11 protein-coding genes and 1 pseudogene are annotated in these 16,251 nt (G+C 69.2%); 6 read left to right on the forward strand and 6 right to left on the reverse strand.

Going from position 1 to position 16,251, the window contains the following annotated elements; translation table 11 throughout:
• Positions 1–49: 49 nt before the first annotated feature.
• Positions 50–1,162 (forward strand): RNA-guided endonuclease InsQ/TnpB family protein, encoded by a 1,113-nt coding sequence (locus NCC78_RS00085; protein WP_250790939.1) that lies wholly within the window; start codon positions 50–52, stop codon positions 1,160–1,162.
• 119 nt (positions 1,163–1,281) lie between these two features.
• Here NCC78_RS00085 and NCC78_RS00090 read toward each other — a convergent pair whose 3' ends face one another.
• Both NCC78_RS00090 and NCC78_RS00095 read right to left on the reverse strand, forming a co-directional pair.
• A complete protein-coding gene (locus tag NCC78_RS00090; RefSeq protein WP_250790940.1) occupies positions 1,282–2,832 on the reverse strand; it encodes an NCS1 family nucleobase:cation symporter-1 in 1,551 nt (516 codons plus the stop codon).
• Between the two features lie 240 nt (positions 2,833–3,072).
• Entirely contained in the window at positions 3,073–4,677 is a 1,605-nt protein-coding gene (locus NCC78_RS00095) for a PucR family transcriptional regulator (RefSeq protein ID WP_250790941.1), read from the reverse strand.
• A gap of 129 nt (positions 4,678–4,806) precedes the next feature.
• On the opposite strand from NCC78_RS00095, the gene NCC78_RS00100 reads away from it, so the two are divergent.
• From NCC78_RS00100 to NCC78_RS00115, 4 genes are read left to right on the forward strand one after another with little or no spacing between them, the layout of a single operon-like run.
• Positions 4,807–6,108, forward strand: a complete 1,302-nt coding sequence (locus tag NCC78_RS00100; protein ID WP_250790942.1) for an aspartate aminotransferase family protein — start codon at positions 4,807–4,809, stop codon at positions 6,106–6,108.
• Positions 6,105–7,595, forward strand: a complete 1,491-nt coding sequence (locus tag NCC78_RS00105) for a CoA-acylating methylmalonate-semialdehyde dehydrogenase (RefSeq protein ID WP_250790944.1) — start codon at positions 6,105–6,107, stop codon at positions 7,593–7,595. The genes NCC78_RS00100 and NCC78_RS00105 overlap by 4 nt, the downstream gene beginning before the upstream one ends.
• Positions 7,596–7,636: 41 nt before the next feature.
• Positions 7,637–9,856 carry an orotidine 5'-phosphate decarboxylase / HUMPS family protein gene (locus NCC78_RS00110; RefSeq protein ID WP_250790945.1) on the forward strand — a complete coding sequence of 740 codons (2,220 nt, stop codon included), beginning with the start codon at positions 7,637–7,639 and terminating at the stop codon, positions 9,854–9,856.
• Positions 9,853–10,332, forward strand: a complete 480-nt coding sequence (locus NCC78_RS00115; RefSeq protein ID WP_250790946.1) for a GNAT family N-acetyltransferase — start codon at positions 9,853–9,855, stop codon at positions 10,330–10,332. The genes NCC78_RS00110 and NCC78_RS00115 overlap by 4 nt, the downstream gene beginning before the upstream one ends.
• A 976-nt stretch (positions 10,333–11,308) precedes the next feature.
• On the opposite strand, the pseudogene NCC78_RS00120 reads toward NCC78_RS00115, so the two are convergent.
• Together NCC78_RS00120 and NCC78_RS32300 are read right to left on the reverse strand one after the other, a co-directional pair.
• Positions 11,309–12,246, reverse strand: a pseudogene (locus NCC78_RS00120) (replication-relaxation family protein).
• A 443-nt stretch (positions 12,247–12,689) separates the two neighbouring features.
• On the reverse strand, positions 12,690–12,881 hold the full coding sequence (locus tag NCC78_RS32300) for a hypothetical protein (protein WP_372495016.1): 192 nt from the start codon (positions 12,879–12,881) through the stop codon (positions 12,690–12,692).
• 183 nt (positions 12,882–13,064) lie between these two features.
• On the opposite strand from NCC78_RS32300, the gene NCC78_RS00135 reads away from it, so the two are divergent.
• Positions 13,065–13,268, forward strand: a complete 204-nt coding sequence (locus NCC78_RS00135; protein ID WP_250791008.1) for a hypothetical protein — start codon at positions 13,065–13,067, stop codon at positions 13,266–13,268.
• Between the two features lie 608 nt (positions 13,269–13,876).
• On the opposite strand, the gene NCC78_RS00140 is transcribed toward NCC78_RS00135, so the two are convergent.
• Positions 13,877–14,836 (reverse strand): alpha/beta fold hydrolase, encoded by a 960-nt coding sequence (locus NCC78_RS00140; RefSeq protein WP_250791004.1) that lies wholly within the window; start codon positions 14,834–14,836, stop codon positions 13,877–13,879.
• A 2-nt stretch (positions 14,837–14,838) separates the two neighbouring features.
• Entirely contained in the window at positions 14,839–16,044 is a 1,206-nt protein-coding gene (locus NCC78_RS00145) for a cytochrome P450 (RefSeq protein WP_250790949.1), read from the reverse strand.
• Positions 16,045–16,251: the final 207 nt, after the last annotated feature.

Consider the following 16,251-nt stretch of genomic DNA (forward strand, 5'->3'; position numbering starts at 1 on the left):
CCCTCCCCTCGATGCTCGTCTTGCATGATGGGTGGATAGAATGTGAGGCGTGGGTGAGGTGGTGAAGCGGGCATACAAGTACCGCTTCTATCCGACCCCAGGGCAGGCCGATCAGCTCAACCGCACCTTCGGGTGCGTGCGAAAGGTCTACAACCTCGCCTTGGCGGCGCGCACCCGTGCGTGGGCCGTTGACCGGCAGCGCAGCACCTATGTGCAGTCCTCGGCGTGGCTGCCCGAGTGGAAGCGCACCGGGGAGCTGGCGTTCCTTAACGAGGTCAGCTCGGTGCCGTTGCAGCAGACGCTGCGGCACCTGCAAGCCGGGTTCGCCGCGTTCTGGGGCAAGCGGTCGCGCTACCCGCGTTTCAAGGCCAAGCGCAAGTCCCGGGCGTCGGCGGAATACACCCGCTCGGCGTTTCGCTGGCGTCACGGGCAACTCACCCTGGCCAAGATGGACGCCCCGCTGGGCATCGTGTGGTCGCGGCCCCTGCCCGAAGGGGCCGAACCGTCGACGGTCACGGTGTCCCGCGACGCGGCCGGTCGGTGGTTCGTGTCCCTGCTGGTCGACGACCCCACCGTCAAGCCACTGCCGCCGCTGTCCACGGCGGTCGGGGTGGACGTGGGCATCACGAGCCTGCTCACCTTGTCCACCGGGGAGAAGATCACCAACCCGCGTCATGAGCGCGCCGACCGGCGCAGGTTGGCCAAGGCGCAGCGGAACCTGTCCCGTAAGGGCAAGGACACCAAGAACCGGGCCAAAGCCCGGCTTGCCGTGGCCCGCATCCACTGTCGCATCGCCGACCGGCGGCGGGATCACCTGCACAAGCTGTCGACTCGACTCGTCCGCGAGAACCAAACGGTCGTGATCGAAGACCTCAGCGTGCGCAACATGCTGCGCAACCATTTCCTGGCCCGCGCCATCTCCGACGCGGCATGGACACACCTGCGCAGCATGATCGAGTACAAGGCCGCCTGGTACGGGCGGCAGGTGATCGCCGTCGACCGCTGGCATCCGAGCACGAAGACCTGCTCGGCGTGCGGGCGGATCAACACTGCGATGACCCTCGGCGTTCGCGCCTGGACGTGTCCCGGCTGTGATGCCGTGCACGACCGGGACGTCAACGCCGCGTGCAACATCCTCGCCGCCGGGCTGGCGGAGAGGTGAAACGCCTGTGGAGGGCCGATAAGACCCGACCCGCGAAAGCGGTGAAGGCGCGGCCCGGTGAAACAGGAACCCCCCCGGGTGACCGAGGGAATCCCCGCCCTTCAGGGCGGTGGAGGATGTCAATTCTCCCCCTTCGCGGTGCGCGGCATCGACAGCGCCAGGTAGACGAGGAACCCGCCGAGCAGCCCGACCACCCAGCTGTAGTCGTAGAGCGGCTTGAGGAACGGGATGAGCCCGTCGGACGGGAACGGCCCCTTGCCGGGCGCGGAGTAGGCGCCACCCACCGCGAGGACCGCGCCGACGACGGTGGCGACGATGGCGGCCCAGTTCCACCCGCCGGAGAACCAGTACCTTCCCTCGGGGCGGTAGAGGGCCGGCAGTTGGAGCCTGGTGCGGTGGCGGATCCAGTACCCGGCGATGAGTACGCCGGCGACCGCGCCGAGCAGGCCGCCGTAGAACCCGAGCCAGACGAAGATGTAGATGTTGGGGTCCTGCACCAGGCGCCACGGCTGGATCAGGATGCCGAGCACGCCGGTGATCAGGCCCCCGGTCCGGAAGCTCACCAGTCGGGGCGCGGCGTTGGAGAAGTCGTACGCCGGGCTGACCGTGTTCGCCGCGACGTTCACCGACAGCGTGGCGACCACGACGGTGAACAGGCCGAGCGCGACGACCAGTGGGTTCTCGAACTTCGCGGCCAGTTGAATGGGGTCCCAGATGGCCTCGCCGTAGATCACGGCCGTGCCCGAGGTGATCAGGATGGACAGGATGGCGAAGAACGACATCGTGGTCGGCAGGCCGAGGATCTGGCCGTACGCCTGCTGCCGCTGACTGCCGCCGAACCGGGTGAAGTCGGGGATGTTCAGCGACAGCGTCGCCCAGAAGGCGATCATCCCCATCAGTGACGGCGCGAACAGCTTCCAGAAGTCGGCGCCCCAGCCCAGCTTCGACGGCTCGGACAGGATCGGGCCGAGCCCGTTCGCCTCGACCAGCACCCAGATCAGCAGGGCGACGGCGACCACGATGACGAACGGTGCGGCCCAGTTCTCGAAGCGCCGCAGGGTGTCCATGCCCCGCCAGATGATCGCCATCTCGATCGCCCAGAACAGGAAGAACGAGGCCCACAGCGTCCACGGGTAGTCCATCACCGTCGCCGCGTCGACCCACCAGGAGCCGAGCAGCTTGCCGGCGATCGCGTAGATCGCCTCGCCGCCGATCCAGGTCTGGATGCCGAACCAGCCGCACGCGATGAAGGCGCGGAGCAGGGCCGGGAGGTTCGCGCCGCGGACTCCGTAGAACGCGCGGGCGAAGACCGGGAAGGGGATCCCGTACTTCGTGCCCGCGTGGCTGTTCAACAGCATCGGGATGAGGACGAGCAGATTGCCCAGCGTGATCGTGAGGAATGCCTGCAGCCAGTTCATGCCGAGCTGGATGAGCCCGGCGGCGAGCAGATAGGTGGGGATGTTGTGCGCCATGCCGATCCACAGCGCCGCGAAGTTGTACGTGGTCCAGGTGCGCTTCTCGATGGGGACCGGGGCGAGCTCTTCGTTGAAGTACGGGCTGTCGGCGATCGTGGAGAAGTCACGAAGCTCGACTCGGCCATCCGGATGGGTGATCTGTGTGCCCGGCTCGACCGCGGTGGTTTCGGCGGGGGGCAGGGGTTCAACGGCCATCGGTCACCTCCCTGTTGCGCTGCCGCAACAGTGGCCGGCCAGCCGGCGCGCGTGCTGCGGGTGGGGGCGGGATCAGCTCGATCTTTATCTCGGAATGGTGGGTGTCCCGGACCCGCCACGGCAGCGGCAAAGTGTCCACGCTTGCCGTAATCAGGGCACACTGTGTCCACCGCACGGTTGCACCGAGCTGTCAATCCGCGCGGTGGACCGATTAGCGGCTCCTGCTGGACCCTTGACCCGTCACGCCTCGTCGAGTTCGTGGACCAGGAGGGCCACGTACAGCGACAGCATCGACTCCGGGTCCTCCAGCGACACCCCGAGCACCTGCGCGATCCGCGACAGCTGCTGGTAGTAGGCCGTACGTGACAGGTGCGCGGCGGTGGCCGCCGCTGACTTGTTCCCGCCCTGCTCGCAGAAGCAGCGCAGCAGCTCCACGAGCCGGCTGCGCTGGGTGGCGTCCCGCGCCAGCAGCGGACCCAACTCGCGGTCCGCGAACGCCCGGACCCGCTCGTCCTCCCGCAACAGATGCAGCAGGCCGCGCAGGCGCACATTGTCCAGCTTGTGGTAGAGCTGCGTGCCGGGGGAGCGCAGCGCCGCCCCCGCCACGTGGGCGGCCTCGCCGAGGCTGCGGCGCACCTCGGCGACGTGCGACACGGTGGTACCGACCGCCACCAGCACCGGATCGGCTGCGGAACGGTGCACCTCCTTGGCCAACCGGCGCAGTACCGCGTCGACCCCGGCCTGCGCGGGCAGCGACAGCAGCGCGCGAACGCTGGTGTCGTCCACAACGCCCACCAGGGCGGGTATGGCCACCCGCCGCGCGGCCAACGCGGTGGCTTCCGCGAGGTCGCGCAACACCTCCTGGGTGGCCAGCGCAGGGGCTCGTGGCGTCACGGTCCCGGGCCGGATCGCCACCCCCACCAGCTGTCGCCGCTCGAGGCCGACGCCCAGCGCGGCGGCCCGGGCGGCCAGATCCGGGGGCGGTACCGCCTGCCCGAGCAGCTGCGCGAGCAACATCCGGTGCGTCTGCCGTTCCAGACTCTCCCGATCACGCGCCACCAACCGATGCACCGCCAGCGCCGACGCGGCCCGCTCGGCGACGACCACGTGCCGGTGCGGCGGAGGATCCGGCGAGAGCAGGACCAGGCGTCCCCAGTCGGCGCCCTGCGCGCCGACCATCGTGACCAACCAGCCGGCCTCCTCGTCGTGCGCCGTCCGTTCGGGCGCGGCCACGGACCGGGACCGCTGACCCCAGTCGGCCAGCAGCTGGGTGGGATCCTGCCCGGCCGCGTCGTACGCGAGCACGTCGTGCCCCAGCGTCTCCAGCACGACCGGCAGTCCGGAAATCCTGGCCACCTCGCGCAGCACCTCGGCCGGCTCCGCTCCGGCCACGGTGAGTGAGGTGAACGTCTCGTGCACCTGCTCGGCCGCCCGCAGCTCGGCGAGTTGCGCGTCGACGATCAGCGCCACCACCGCCTCGGTGACGGACACGAACGGCGTCTCCTGCGCGAGCGTGATCAGTGGGAGTCGGTGCCGGTCGGCCGCGGTCACCAGCGCCTCGGGTATGTCGTCACTCCACCGCCGGACCAGCTCGATCACCAGGCCCGCCGCACGGACCGCGGCCAGGTCGTCCACGTACCTGGTGAGCGCCGCCGCCTCGTCCGGCAGCGCGATTCCGGTGGTCAGCACCAGTTCGCCGCCGCGCAGCAGGTGCGCGATGTCGGCGACCTCCGCCACGTGGACCCAGCGGACCCGGCCCTGCATGCCGGCCGACCCGGCCACCACCTGCGGCTTCGCGCGGCGGATCACCGGCAGTGCGATGGCTTCTGCGACGGAGGGGTACATCGCGGCCTCTCCTGTGGCGGGATTGCACAGAACGTAATGCCAGTGCGCCCAGAGCGGCACAGGTTGTGCATAGCGGTTGGACAACGATTGCCGCCACACTCGCCCTAGGGACGAGATACGGAGGACGCGATGGCGCACCGCGAACTGCTGGACAGACACCGGTCCGTGATGCCGAGATGGCTGGCGCTGTACTACGAGCAGCCGATCGAGATGGCCAGCGCCCACGGTCGGCGGGTGACCGATCGCGAGGGGCGGACCTACCTCGACTTCTTCGCCGGCATCCTCACCAACGCGATCGGCTACGACGTGGCCGAGATCAGCGAGGCGGTGCGCTCGCAGCTCGACACCGGCGTGCTGCACTCCTCCACGCTGTACCTGATCACGTCGCAGGTCGAGCTCGCGGAGAAGATCGCGGCCCTGTCCGGCATCCCGGACGCCAAGGTGTTCTTCACCAACTCGGGCACCGAGGCGAACGAGACGGCGCTGATGCTCGCCACCCAGTACCGCCGCAGTGAGCAGGTGCTCGCGCTGCGCAACTCCTACCACGGCCGCGCCTTCGCCACCGTCGCCATCACCGGCAACCGCGGCTGGTCGGCCAGCGCGCTCAGCCCGATCAAGGTGAGCTGGGTGCACGGCGGCTACCGCTACCGCAGCCCGTTCCGGGATCTGTCCGACCCGGACTACATCAAGGCCTGCGTCGCCGACCTGCGTGAGGTCATCGAGACGACGACTGCGGGAGATGTCGCCTGCATGATCGTCGAGCCGATCCAGGGGGTCGGTGGCTTCACCACCCCACCGAACGGGTTGTTCGGCGAGTTCAAGAAGGTGCTCGACGAATACGGCATCCTCCTCGTCTCCGACGAGGTGCAGACCGGCTGGGGCCGTACCGGCGAGCACTTCTGGGGTATCCAGGCGCACGACGTCGTGCCCGATGCGATCACCTTCGCCAAGGGTCTGGGCAACGGTCTCGCGATCGGGGGCGTGGTCGCACGTGGCGACCTCATGGACTGCCTGGGCGCCAACTCGATCTCCACCTTCGGTGGCAACCCGGTCGCCACCACCGGCGCCCTGGCGTCGCTGAACTACCTGCTGGAGCACGACCTGCAGGCCAATGCCGCGAAGCTGGGCAGCCACCTGCTCGACGGTCTGCGCTCGGTCGCTGCGGCGCATCCCGTGGTCGGCGACGTCCGCGGCAAGGGCCTGATGATCGCGCTGGAGTTCGTCGGACCCGACGGCGCACCCAACCCGGCGGCCGCCGCCGCGCTGCTGGAGGAAACGCGTGAGCGTGGGTTGCTGGTCGGCAAGGGCGGCCTGTACGGCAACGTCATCCGCCTGGCGCCACCGATGACGCTGACCCAGGCCGAGGCGGAGGAGGCACTCGAGATCCTCACCCAGTCGATCGAGGCCGTGGCCAAGGAGGTGCAGCGATGAGGACCACGCACCGGATCGGCGGCAAGCCGTGGAACGGTGTCGCCGGGCGCACCGGTGACGTCTACGACCCCGCCACCGGCCAGGTCTCCGGACAGGTCGACTTCGCGACCGCCTCGGTCGTCGACGAGGCGGTGGCCGCCGCCGGCGAGGCGTTCTCCCGATGGCGTACGGCGTCCCTCGCGCAGCGGACGAGCGTGATGTTCTCATTCCGGGAGCTGCTCAACGCCCGCCGGTCCGACCTCGCCGAGATCGTCACGGCCGAGCACGGCAAGGTGCTGTCCGACGCGGCGGGGGAGATCCAGCGCGGGCTGGAAGCCGTCGAGTTCGCCTGCGGGATCCCGCAACTGCTGAAGGGCGGGTTCAGCGAGAACGCCTCGACGCAGGTGGACGTGTACTCCATCCGGCAGCCGCTCGGCGTGGTCGGGGTGATCTCGCCCTTCAACTTCCCGGCAATGGTGCCGCTGTGGTTCGTGCCGAACGCGATCGGGTGCGGCAACGCGGTGGTGCTCAAGCCGAGCGAGAAGGACCCGTCCGCGGCGAACTTCCTGGCGGAACTGTTCGCGGAGGCGGGGCTACCGGACGGTGTCCTCAACGTCGTGCACGGCGACAAGGAGGCGGTCGACCGGATTCTCGAGCATCCCGACGTCAAGGCCATCTCGTTCGTCGGCTCCACCCCGGTCGCCCGCTACGTGTATCAGACGGGCACCCAGCACGGGAAGCGCGTGCAGGCACTCGGCGGCGCGAAGAACCACATGGTCGTACTGCCCGACGCCGACCTCGACCTCGCCGCCGACGCGGCCGTCTCGGCCGGCTTCGGCTCGTCGGGTGAACGCTGCATGGCCATCTCCGTCGTCGTGGCCGTCGACCCGGTCGGTGACGAGCTGGTCGGCAAGATCAGCGAGCGGATCAGCGCACTACATGTCGGCGACGGCCGTCGCCCCGGCTGCGAGATGGGACCGCTGGTCACCGGTGCTCACCGCGACCGGGTGACGTCATACCTGGACGCTGGTCGGTCCGCCGGGGCGCATCTGGTGGTCGACGGGCGGAGCCACCCGATCGACGGTGAGCAGGGTGGCTTCTGGCTGGGGCCGACCCTCTTCGACCGGGTCGGCACCGACATGTCCATCTACACCGACGAGATCTTCGGACCGGTGCTCTCGGTGCTGCGGGTGCCCAGCTACGACGCCGCCGTCGAGCTGGTCAACGCCAACCGGTACGGCAACGGCACGGCGATCTTCACCAACGACGGCGGCGCCGCCCGGCGGTACCAGAACGAGATCGAGGTCGGCATGGTCGGGGTGAACGTCCCAATCCCGGTCCCGGTGTCGTACTACTCCTTCGGGGGCTGGAAGGACTCACTGTTCGGTGACGCTCACGCGTACGGGCCGGAGGGGGTGAACTTCTTCGTCAGATCCAAGGTGGTCACCAGTCGATGGCTCGACCCGTCCCACGGTGGAGTGAACCTCGGCTTCCCCCAGAACACCTGAGCACCGGAAGCGGAGCCGGTCTTGAACCCGCCGCCCGGGAGGTGTGGAACGCGCAGCGGCGTTCCGACGAGCCTTCTTTCGACGCCCTGCCTCCGAAGATTCGCAACATGGCGCGCCTGCCGCTGTACATGAGCCTCATCCGGGCTGCCAGGTCAACTGAGCCGCTCGGGCAACCCAACGCCTACCGGCTCGTGGAATTCTGCGTCGCCTCGATCTTGAGGGCAGCGGGCCTGGACGTCGACCATGCGACGGCGGACCTGACGGCAGTCGCGCGAAGGCAGCTCGCTGCGGCATGGGCGCACCATCTGCTTCCTGCGATCGAAGCCGACCCGCCAGGGAATATCGGCGACCTCACCGCTTCCCCGATCGCGAGACTCGTGCGGTCCGGCCTGTCCGGCAGCCTGACGTTCCATCACGACGTGATTCGTGAGTATCTCTTCGCACGGTGGCTCGCCCAGCTCATCGAGTCTCACGGTCGCTCGACGATCACCATCGAGCTGCTCAACGACCTTGCCGCTCGTACGAGCACATCAGGCGACTTGCGAGGCGTCCTGGAATTCCTACTGCAGGGTTTGGACGCGACGTCACCGGAGCTGCTGGCCGCCGTCGCTCAGTCGCCGTCGCTCAGCATCACCGAGACGTTGCCCCTGATGCTCGAACTCACCGGCGAAAGCCCAGCCTTCGCCACGGCTGAGGTGCTGCGCGTGTGCGCCTCTCGATGTCTGCACGACAATGGCCTGCAGCTCGCCAGAGCCCTCCTGCACACCAACGCAGCAGCTACCGCGCTGGGCGCGGAGTACCCCCGATGGATGCTGCGGGTGCTGCGCCGCTTCGGCCCGGCAGTCTGGTCCGACATCGTGGCGTGCGTCGAGAGGCAGCTGCCCATCGCGGCCGTCCAGGACTTCGTCCGTCTCGCGCAACTCGACACCGTAGAGGACGCGGTGTTCCTCGCCCGACACTTCTACGTCTTCCTCGCCGCTGACGACGGCAGTTCCCAGGAGCTGAAGGCACTCCTGGCTCACCCCGACTGGCGAGCCCGCGCCGCCCTCGCCGAGAGCATCCGAGCGGGCCACGCGATCCCACATCAGACGATGATCTCGATCATGGAGTCATTGGCCGCGGACCGCGACTACAAGGTCCGCGCCACCGTCGCCGACGCCGTCGGTCGGTCGACCGCACCCGGCCTGGAACACCTGGTCGCCACTCTCCTCGAAGACCGGAACTGGCACGTCCGCGAACGCCTCCTCCATGGGCTGTCCTTCAAGGTCGCAGACGACGACTCGGCCGCCGAACTGGTCATCCGGGGCCAAGGAGCATGGCGTGATGGCCCTCGAAACGTCCGAATCGCCGCGCAGCGGCTTCTACTGAAGTGCGGCAGGGAACCGCTCCAGGACGCGGATTCCTCTCTTAGCGCCCTGTTCGGCCTGCTCCGAGAAATCCGCACCGGCGCCCTGCGGCTACCCACGAACGTCCAGTCCGCCCTGATCAGCCAGGGCGTCGCCTCGACCGACTGGCTCGTTCGCACCGAAGCCAACCTGCTCGACCGACACGACATCGCCACGAGCGCAGCCGCAGGCATCAGCAAGGAGGCCTTCCGGCGCCTCCGAGGCGGACGCGCCCTTCAAGTCGCACTCGACATCCGCGACATCGACCACGCCATCGCCGTCGCCCAGGCCGCCGCCAGCGCTGGCGTGCAATTCATCGAGATCGGCGATCCGCTCATCAAGAGCGTCGGCGTCCAAGTCATCAGTGCCATCAAGCAGCGAACCACTGGTGCGTGGATCGTCGCCGAGATGATGTCCGCAGACTGGGGACGCGACCAGGTGGTCCTCGCGACCGAAGCCGGCGCCGACGTCGTACTGCTCATCGGACCCGCCAGCATCGCCAGCGTGTCCGCAGCGGCCGAAGCGAGCAGACGCCTGGGCGTCCCCATCATGATCGACGTGCCCGAGGGCAGGCTGATCCAGGGCTGGGTCCAGGACATGGAACGCGCGGGAGTCGACGGCTTCGCCATCACCACGAACATCGACCTGGGCGTGGCCGGCTTTCACCCCCTCGACCAGGCGCAACTCATCAGGTCGTGGACCAAGCTGCCGGTCGCGGTCTCCGGCGGCTTCGAACCCACCGACGTCGAAGCCAGCCGACGACGCTCATGGGACATCCTCGTCGTCGGTCGCGGAGTCACCGACTCCCTGGATCCCGCCGTCGCCGCCCGGGACCTCGCCGCGTCGATCGAACTCACCGAAGGACACCACTCATGATCATCGCGCCGCTCACGGTCGACCGGATTCCCGACCTCGAGAAACTGCTGGCGCTGGGAGAGCCGTACATCAGGCTGCGGGGCTCATCGGACTACTGGCTGTACGCCACGCTGTTCGCCAACACCTGCCCACTCGCCATCATCGACGGGCAGGTCGCCGGCAGCGTGATCGCCTTCCGAAGCCAGGTCGACCCATCACAGATCTACCTGCAAGACGTGATGACGCACCCCAGCCACCGCCGTCAAGGGGTCACGCGGGCGCTCGTGGAAGAGGTTCATCGCCAAGGGGCCCTCTGGGGATGCCGGCGCCTGTTCCTCACCTCGGAACCTGACAACCACGCCGCGCACAGCGCATGGCTCGGCTTGGGCTTCAGTAACCGCTCAGGAGACACCACCGAGCAAGGCGTGTCCGTGATCTACGACTACAAGGGGCCGGGAAAGCACCGCGCCGTGTATGAGCGACAGATCGGCAGCTAAATTCGGGCGCCACGCGGGCGGCGGCTGAACGTGCACGGCGGCGTGGACCCTCCGCGACGAGGATGGACAGCAGAGCTGTTGTGGCGTGAGCAGCAGCTCGCGCATTTCTACCGGTAGTCGGAAGACGTGCTCGGGTCCGCGTGACATCTCCGTCTGGGCGACGTACGCCAGTCGGTCTTCTCGCTTTACCGCTGTCGACGATGTCCTACCCGCGAGAGTTGGGACTGGCGGCCTCGGCTGCGCCCGCCCCAGGGCGGGGCGGGCGCAGGTCACGCGGCGCGTGGCGGTGCGGGTTGATGCAGGCGGAGTAGGCGGGCGAGTGTGGCGGCTTGGTCGACAGTAGGGAGGCCGGCTTCGGCGGCCAGTGCTTGGATCTCGGTCTCGGTGTCGGGGTCGGTCAGGTAGCGGGCCATCGACAGCGTCCCCGGCAGAACGGCAGGCTCGCGGTCGGGGTCGGGGTCGGGGTGTGCGGTCGGGGCCTCGCCGCCGGCTGCCCGCGTGGGCGGGGTCGGCGGCGACGGGTGTGGTGTGTTCGCGCGTGATGTCTGGTCACGGCGTGTGGCCATGTCCCTCCCAGGACGGCTCGTGGCGTGAGGCCGACGTTTCGGGCCATGGGCATCTCCTTGTCGTTGGTAGGGACTCGCTGAGGAATGATCGCCGCATTCCGCCAGCCGGAGTCGGCGGCGGCTCGACGAGCGGTGAGGGCCGTGGACGGTACACCGCGGAAGGAAGGTGTTCGCCACGCACAGCGACTCCCAGCGGCGTGCCTCTGTGGGCGGGCGCGGGGCGCCGCACGGCGCGGCTGACAGACTCTGACAGCTCCCGTTCGAGGCGAAGTCCGCTCCGGTCGCCTCGGTGCGCGCCCGTATGGGCGGGCGACGGCTACCGCCCCGGCGGCGTTGGCACGTGCGGGCGGGGTCGGCGGCGTGTGCGACCTTCAGGCCGCCGCACGCGCCATGAGTTCCGCTACCCCTCATCAGGCGGCCCGCTCCTCCGGGGTGGGCTGGTGATGGGTGGGGTATTGGTCGTCGTGGCGGGTGTCGGTGTAGGGCAGGTCGATGAGACGGTGACGGCCGGTACGGCCGGGCAGTTGCCAGACCTGGTGGGCGGGGCTGGCGGCGAGTGCGGTGCGCAGTTCGGCGGTAGTGGTGGCGATGACAGTGGTCAGGTCGGGGACGGCGGCGAGGCGGTGGTGCAGGTTCGCCTCTCTTCGTGCGGAGGGGAGGTGGAACAGCACCGGCCAGGCCCAGGTGCTCATGGTGTACAGCCGCTCGTACTTGATGACCTTGTCGATAAGGACCTGCAGGTGTTCCAGGCCCGTGTCGTACTCGAGGAGGAACGGCACCGACCGTCCGCGTTCGGTCCACACCCCGGCACCGTCCGGGCGGGGAAAGCCGGTCGCTCCGGCGATGATGATGTGCGGATCGCCGCCTTCGCGGTACAGGGTGCCGGGTTCGTGGTAGGCCGACGCGGGCTGCCAGCGGACCAGGTCGCCCTCGGGGTGGGTGCGGGCGTGGGCGGCGAGGTCGATGAAGACCTGGTTGCCGCCGAGCAGGTGCGGCAGGTCCGGTCGGTTGGTCAGGGAGTGTTTGCGGCGGCGGGCCTGGTCCCGGCGGCCTCGTGGAAGTCCGCGTTGGGCGTGGACGTGGTCGTAGCCGAGTTGGTCCAGGAGTAGTGGTAGGGATGGGAGCCGCCGTCAGCCTTGTTCGGCCGGAACCGGTCCACCGCCCGCAGGGCGGTGAGGCGGCGTAGCCGGCGTTGGGTGAAGTCCAGCGATGGGAACAGGGCGACGGCGATCTGGTCGGTGGTGAACACGCCGTGGTCGTAGAGCCAGCCCAGCAGCCGGTCGTCAAGGGCGGTGATGCTGGCCTGCAGGCGCAGCAGCGGGTCCGCGGTCGGTAGGTGTTTACCCATGGGCAGAAGCCCCTGGGGGGAGACCCGAGACTGGAGGGTCTGTCTGGAGCGGCCTCGCACCGCTGACAGCGGGGCTGACCTGGGCTGTGAGCGGCTGTGGGGGGTCAGGTTGGGGGTCAGCATCAAGACGGACGGTAGAACGGAGATCGGCACTGACTGCTGAACCGCCGGGCACAACGGTTGCCGGGCGACGGTGCCGTGAGAGTTTGCGTGCGTCCGGTCGGCGACGCCGGTGGAGGTCGTCGGGTTGGGTCGTCATCGTTGTTGCTCCAAGCGTCATCGTTGTTGCTCCAATATGTGGGTGGGTGTGCGGTGCGCGCCGACCGCTGCGGCGGGAACGCGCTGACAGGTCTGGTCCGGTTGTGTCAGCTGCCGCGCCTCAGGGGAGACGCGGGTCTGACAGCGGCGGCTCGATCTGACAGAAGCCGTGGGTCGAAGTTCTGTCACGCGGCCTCCGGCGGTGACAGATCCGGTGCGGGCGGGGTGGTCTCGGCTCGCAGGGCGCGCACGAGCGCGGAGGCGGTGGCGTTGGACAGCTGGTGCCCATCCGCGCGTAGCTGGTGAGCGAGGGCCTTGCGGGACAGCGGTGTCCCCTCGGCGGTGAGGGTGCGGGCGGCGGTCCGGGCGGCCGGCACCAGCGCGGCGACTTCCGGACCGTCCTCGTTTGTGGGGGCCTCGGTGTCCCGGCGGTCCGGGACCGCCGACGGTTGGTCCGTGACGGCGGGGACTGCGATCCTGGAGTCCGGGACCGCGGCGGCGGTGACGGGGACCGGAGGATGGATGTCCGGGACCGACGCGTCGACAGCGGACGTCGGTCCGTGCTTCGTCCGCTCGAGCTGAGTGGTCCGGCCGCCCTGTCGATCGTCTTCCTGCTGCTGACGTACTTCGCGCCGGGAATGTTCAAGACCGTGCTCACCGTGCGAACCGGCAACGCCTGGGTCCACGTCTGGGCCTACCACGCACTCGCGCCACATACCCTCGCCGACACACCACACATGGTCCACGTCTTCCACCTCAAGTAGAAGGCGAGCCAACGTCGGGACGGCTCTCCCAGGCCGTACGCCTCACAGGGCCGCCAATGCCTCTCGTTGCCTGCACGGGTGCAACAAGGCCTCCACGTCCCGGCGTTCAAACCCTTCCCCCTGGTCCTCTTCTTGAAAGGAATCCCATGGCGTTTCGCCACCCCGTGAGACAGGCCCCCGCCACGGCCACCACCGCCCGGCAGGCGACCGATGGCCGCTACCAGTTGCCCGTCCTGCCCAGTTGACGGGCGCTCGGGCGAACGACCACCGCGGCGATCAACACCGACCACACCGGTGAAGGCTTCGACGCCGGCGACGCCACGTCGGCGGTGAGGGCGGAGCCGACACGGCGACCGCCGCGCTGGCGCGGGAGGATCGTTCCGGCCCCGCGCTACCTTCCGCTGCTGAGACTCGGACTCGTACCGGTGCTCTGCGTGCTGCAGCACGCAGAGCACCGGCGACTCAGGGACCTGGCCCAGCGTCGGCCAGGCTGTTGGAACCGCAGACTCCGGCAAGGAGCCGATCAGCCACGACAGCACCTGCGCCGGTCCTCGACCAGGTCGGCTCCACGCCGTGATGCCCCGCGCGGCGGTCAGCCGGGCTGGTGGTCACTGCTGAAGTGACGCGATGACCTCGACGAGGACGTCGGGTGCCTCCCAGTTGAGCAGGTGTCCGGCGTCGGGCACGGTCACCAGCCGCGCTCCGGGCACACCGGCGGAGAGCCGGTGTGAGTGGCTCGGGGGCGTCGTGCGGTCCGCCGAGCCCACCACGACGACGGTCGGTACGGTGACCTCGCTCAGCCGGGGGTAATGGTCCTCCCGGCTGAAGGCCCGCACGATCGGGATGAGCGGCTGGTGGCTCTGACGGACGAAGACGTCCCGGAATACGGAGATCATGGCCGGCGACGGCCGGGTGCCGCACTGCGCGGCTCCGAACAGCACACCGCCGGTACGAGTACGCGCGAGCCGCTGCAGGACACCGGTTTCCAGCAGCGGAATCTGCAGCCGATTCTGCGGTGCCTGGTCGAGGATGCGGCCCGCCCAGGTAGCGAACAGCACCAGGCCGCGCAGGCGCCGGGCCAGCTCGGGGTGGTCGAGCACGGCACGGATCGCGATGAACCCGCCCATGGAGTGGCCGACCAGCACGGCGTCACGCACGTCGAAGTGCTCCAGAATGGCGGCGTAGTCCGCCGCCATGGGTTTCGAGCCGGTACCGGCGGAACCAAGCGTCGAGCGCTCGTGGCCGCGCTGGTCGAAGGCGATGACCCGGTGACCGCGGGCGACCAGGGTGTCCCACACCACGTTCCACTCCAACAGCGAGGCCCCATATCCGTGCGCGAGCACCACCGGCGGGCCGTCCCCGGCCACGATCGCGCGCAGCACCGTTCCGTCCGGACGCGGGACGAGCACCGCCTCGCCCTGCGGCTCCCGAGCGAGCCGGTCATACGGCAAGGGGTCCGGGTTGCGTTCGATCCTGGCGACCGCCGCCCGCGCCGCCCGCGCCGCCGCGATGGTGGCGGCACCGAGCAGCGCGACGGCCGTGCCGCCCACGATCCAGGCGCGGCGCATGCTCAACGCCGCCGGAAGTGAAGCGGCAGGCTCTCGGGTCCGTGGATGGCGGTGGGCGGACGCCAGGTCCCGGGGCCGGCTATCGACGGCGGCGCCAGTTGGCTGCTGAGCGCGATCAGCGACTCGGCCATCTCGACGCGGGCGGTCGGTGCCCCGATGCAGTAGTGCGCTCCACCGCCGAAGGTCAGGTGCGGCACCTGCCGGTGGATCGTGATGTCGAAACGGTCGCCGTCGTCGACGGCGCGCGGGTCGCGGCTGGCGGCGTGCGTGCCGAGCAGCAGGAAGGTGCCTGCCGGGACGTGGACACCGTGCAGGTCGAGGTCCTCGGCGGGGAACCGGAAGATCGTCGGTACCGCCGGCGCCCATCGCATGACCTCCTCCACGGCCTGTGGCGCGAGCTCCGGGCGCTCTGCGAGCAGCCGCCACTGGTCGGGGTACTCGCTGAACGTCGCCAGCGCCTGACCGAGCTGGTTACGGGTGGTGTCGTGCGCGGCGAACACGAGGGTCAGGGCGAGGTTGCGCAGTTCTTCGGTGCCGAGCCGGTCCCCGCTCTCCTCGGCGGCGATGAGCGCCGACAGGAGGTCGTCCCGCGGCTCGGCGCGGCGCTGCTCGATCAGTGAGTCGACGTACGCCCGCAGCCCCACGACGGCGTCCTCCACCCGCGTACGCAGCTGCGGCAGGGTGAAGCTGTAGACCAGTCCGACATCTGTCGACCAGCGGCGGAACAACTCGTAGTCGGTTGGTGGGACGCCGAGCAGCGCGCACATCACCCGCACCGGCATCGGGTCGGCGAAATCTGCCATGAACTCGCACTCGCCCCGCTGGGCGATCGCCGCGGTCAGACTCGTCGCGGTGTCACGCATGAATGGCCGCAGGCCCTCGATCATCCGTGGCGAGAATGCCTTGCTGACCAGTCGCCGCAGGCGCAGATGGTCAGCGCCTCGCTGGTGCAGGATCATCGGCACGAACCAGTCGTACAGCGGTCCGTCGGAAATGCCCATCAGCTCCAGGTAGCGCTCGCCGCTCTGCGCCAGCCGTGGGTCGCGGAGCAGTTGGTGCATCTCGGCATGGCGCAGCACGATGAGTCCCATCGGCGTCGTGGCACACCAGTTCGCCTCGCGTGCCGCGGCGACCGCGGGGGAGTCGAACCGAAAGTCCTGCGCGGTGATGTCGAGGAACGGAAGATCCACGGCGGGGGTCGTCGTCATCGTCACTCCTGACCGAATGATCTAGGTACATGAATCGATGCCGTGGTCACGGTAGCCACACCACCCCCCTGCGCGACACCCCCTGTAATCAACATCCCACGATGTGTCACCCCCGCTATTCGCACCGGATCACCGATCTTGCGCGCAACGGCTTGACGGGGCTTGCCGCTCGGCGACCTCTTCGGCGCCTCCTGAGGGGTCACGTCC

This window comes from Micromonospora phytophila (assembly GCF_023656545.1).
GTDB classification, from domain to species: Bacteria; Actinomycetota; Actinomycetes; order Mycobacteriales; family Micromonosporaceae; genus Micromonospora; species Micromonospora phytophila.

What these genes read in the sequence shown, in the direction of transcription:
- NCC78_RS00090 (WP_250790940.1), bottom strand. Translation starts at nt 2,832, where the DNA reads ATGGCCGTTGAACCCCTGCCCCCCGCCGAAACCACCGCGGTCGAGCCG.
- NCC78_RS00095 (WP_250790941.1), bottom strand. Translation starts at nt 4,677, where the DNA reads ATGTACCCCTCCGTCGCAGAAGCCATCGCACTGCCGGTGATCCGCCGC.
- NCC78_RS00100 (WP_250790942.1), top strand. Translation starts at nt 4,807, where the DNA reads ATGGCGCACCGCGAACTGCTGGACAGACACCGGTCCGTGATGCCGAGA.
- NCC78_RS00105 (WP_250790944.1), top strand. Translation starts at nt 6,105, where the DNA reads ATGAGGACCACGCACCGGATCGGCGGCAAGCCGTGGAACGGTGTCGCC.
- NCC78_RS00115 (WP_250790946.1), top strand. Translation starts at nt 9,853, where the DNA reads ATGATCATCGCGCCGCTCACGGTCGACCGGATTCCCGACCTCGAGAAA.
- NCC78_RS00140 (WP_250791004.1), bottom strand. Translation starts at nt 14,836, where the DNA reads ATGCGCCGCGCCTGGATCGTGGGCGGCACGGCCGTCGCGCTGCTCGGT.
- NCC78_RS00145 (WP_250790949.1), bottom strand. Translation starts at nt 16,044, where the DNA reads ATGACGACGACCCCCGCCGTGGATCTTCCGTTCCTCGACATCACCGCG.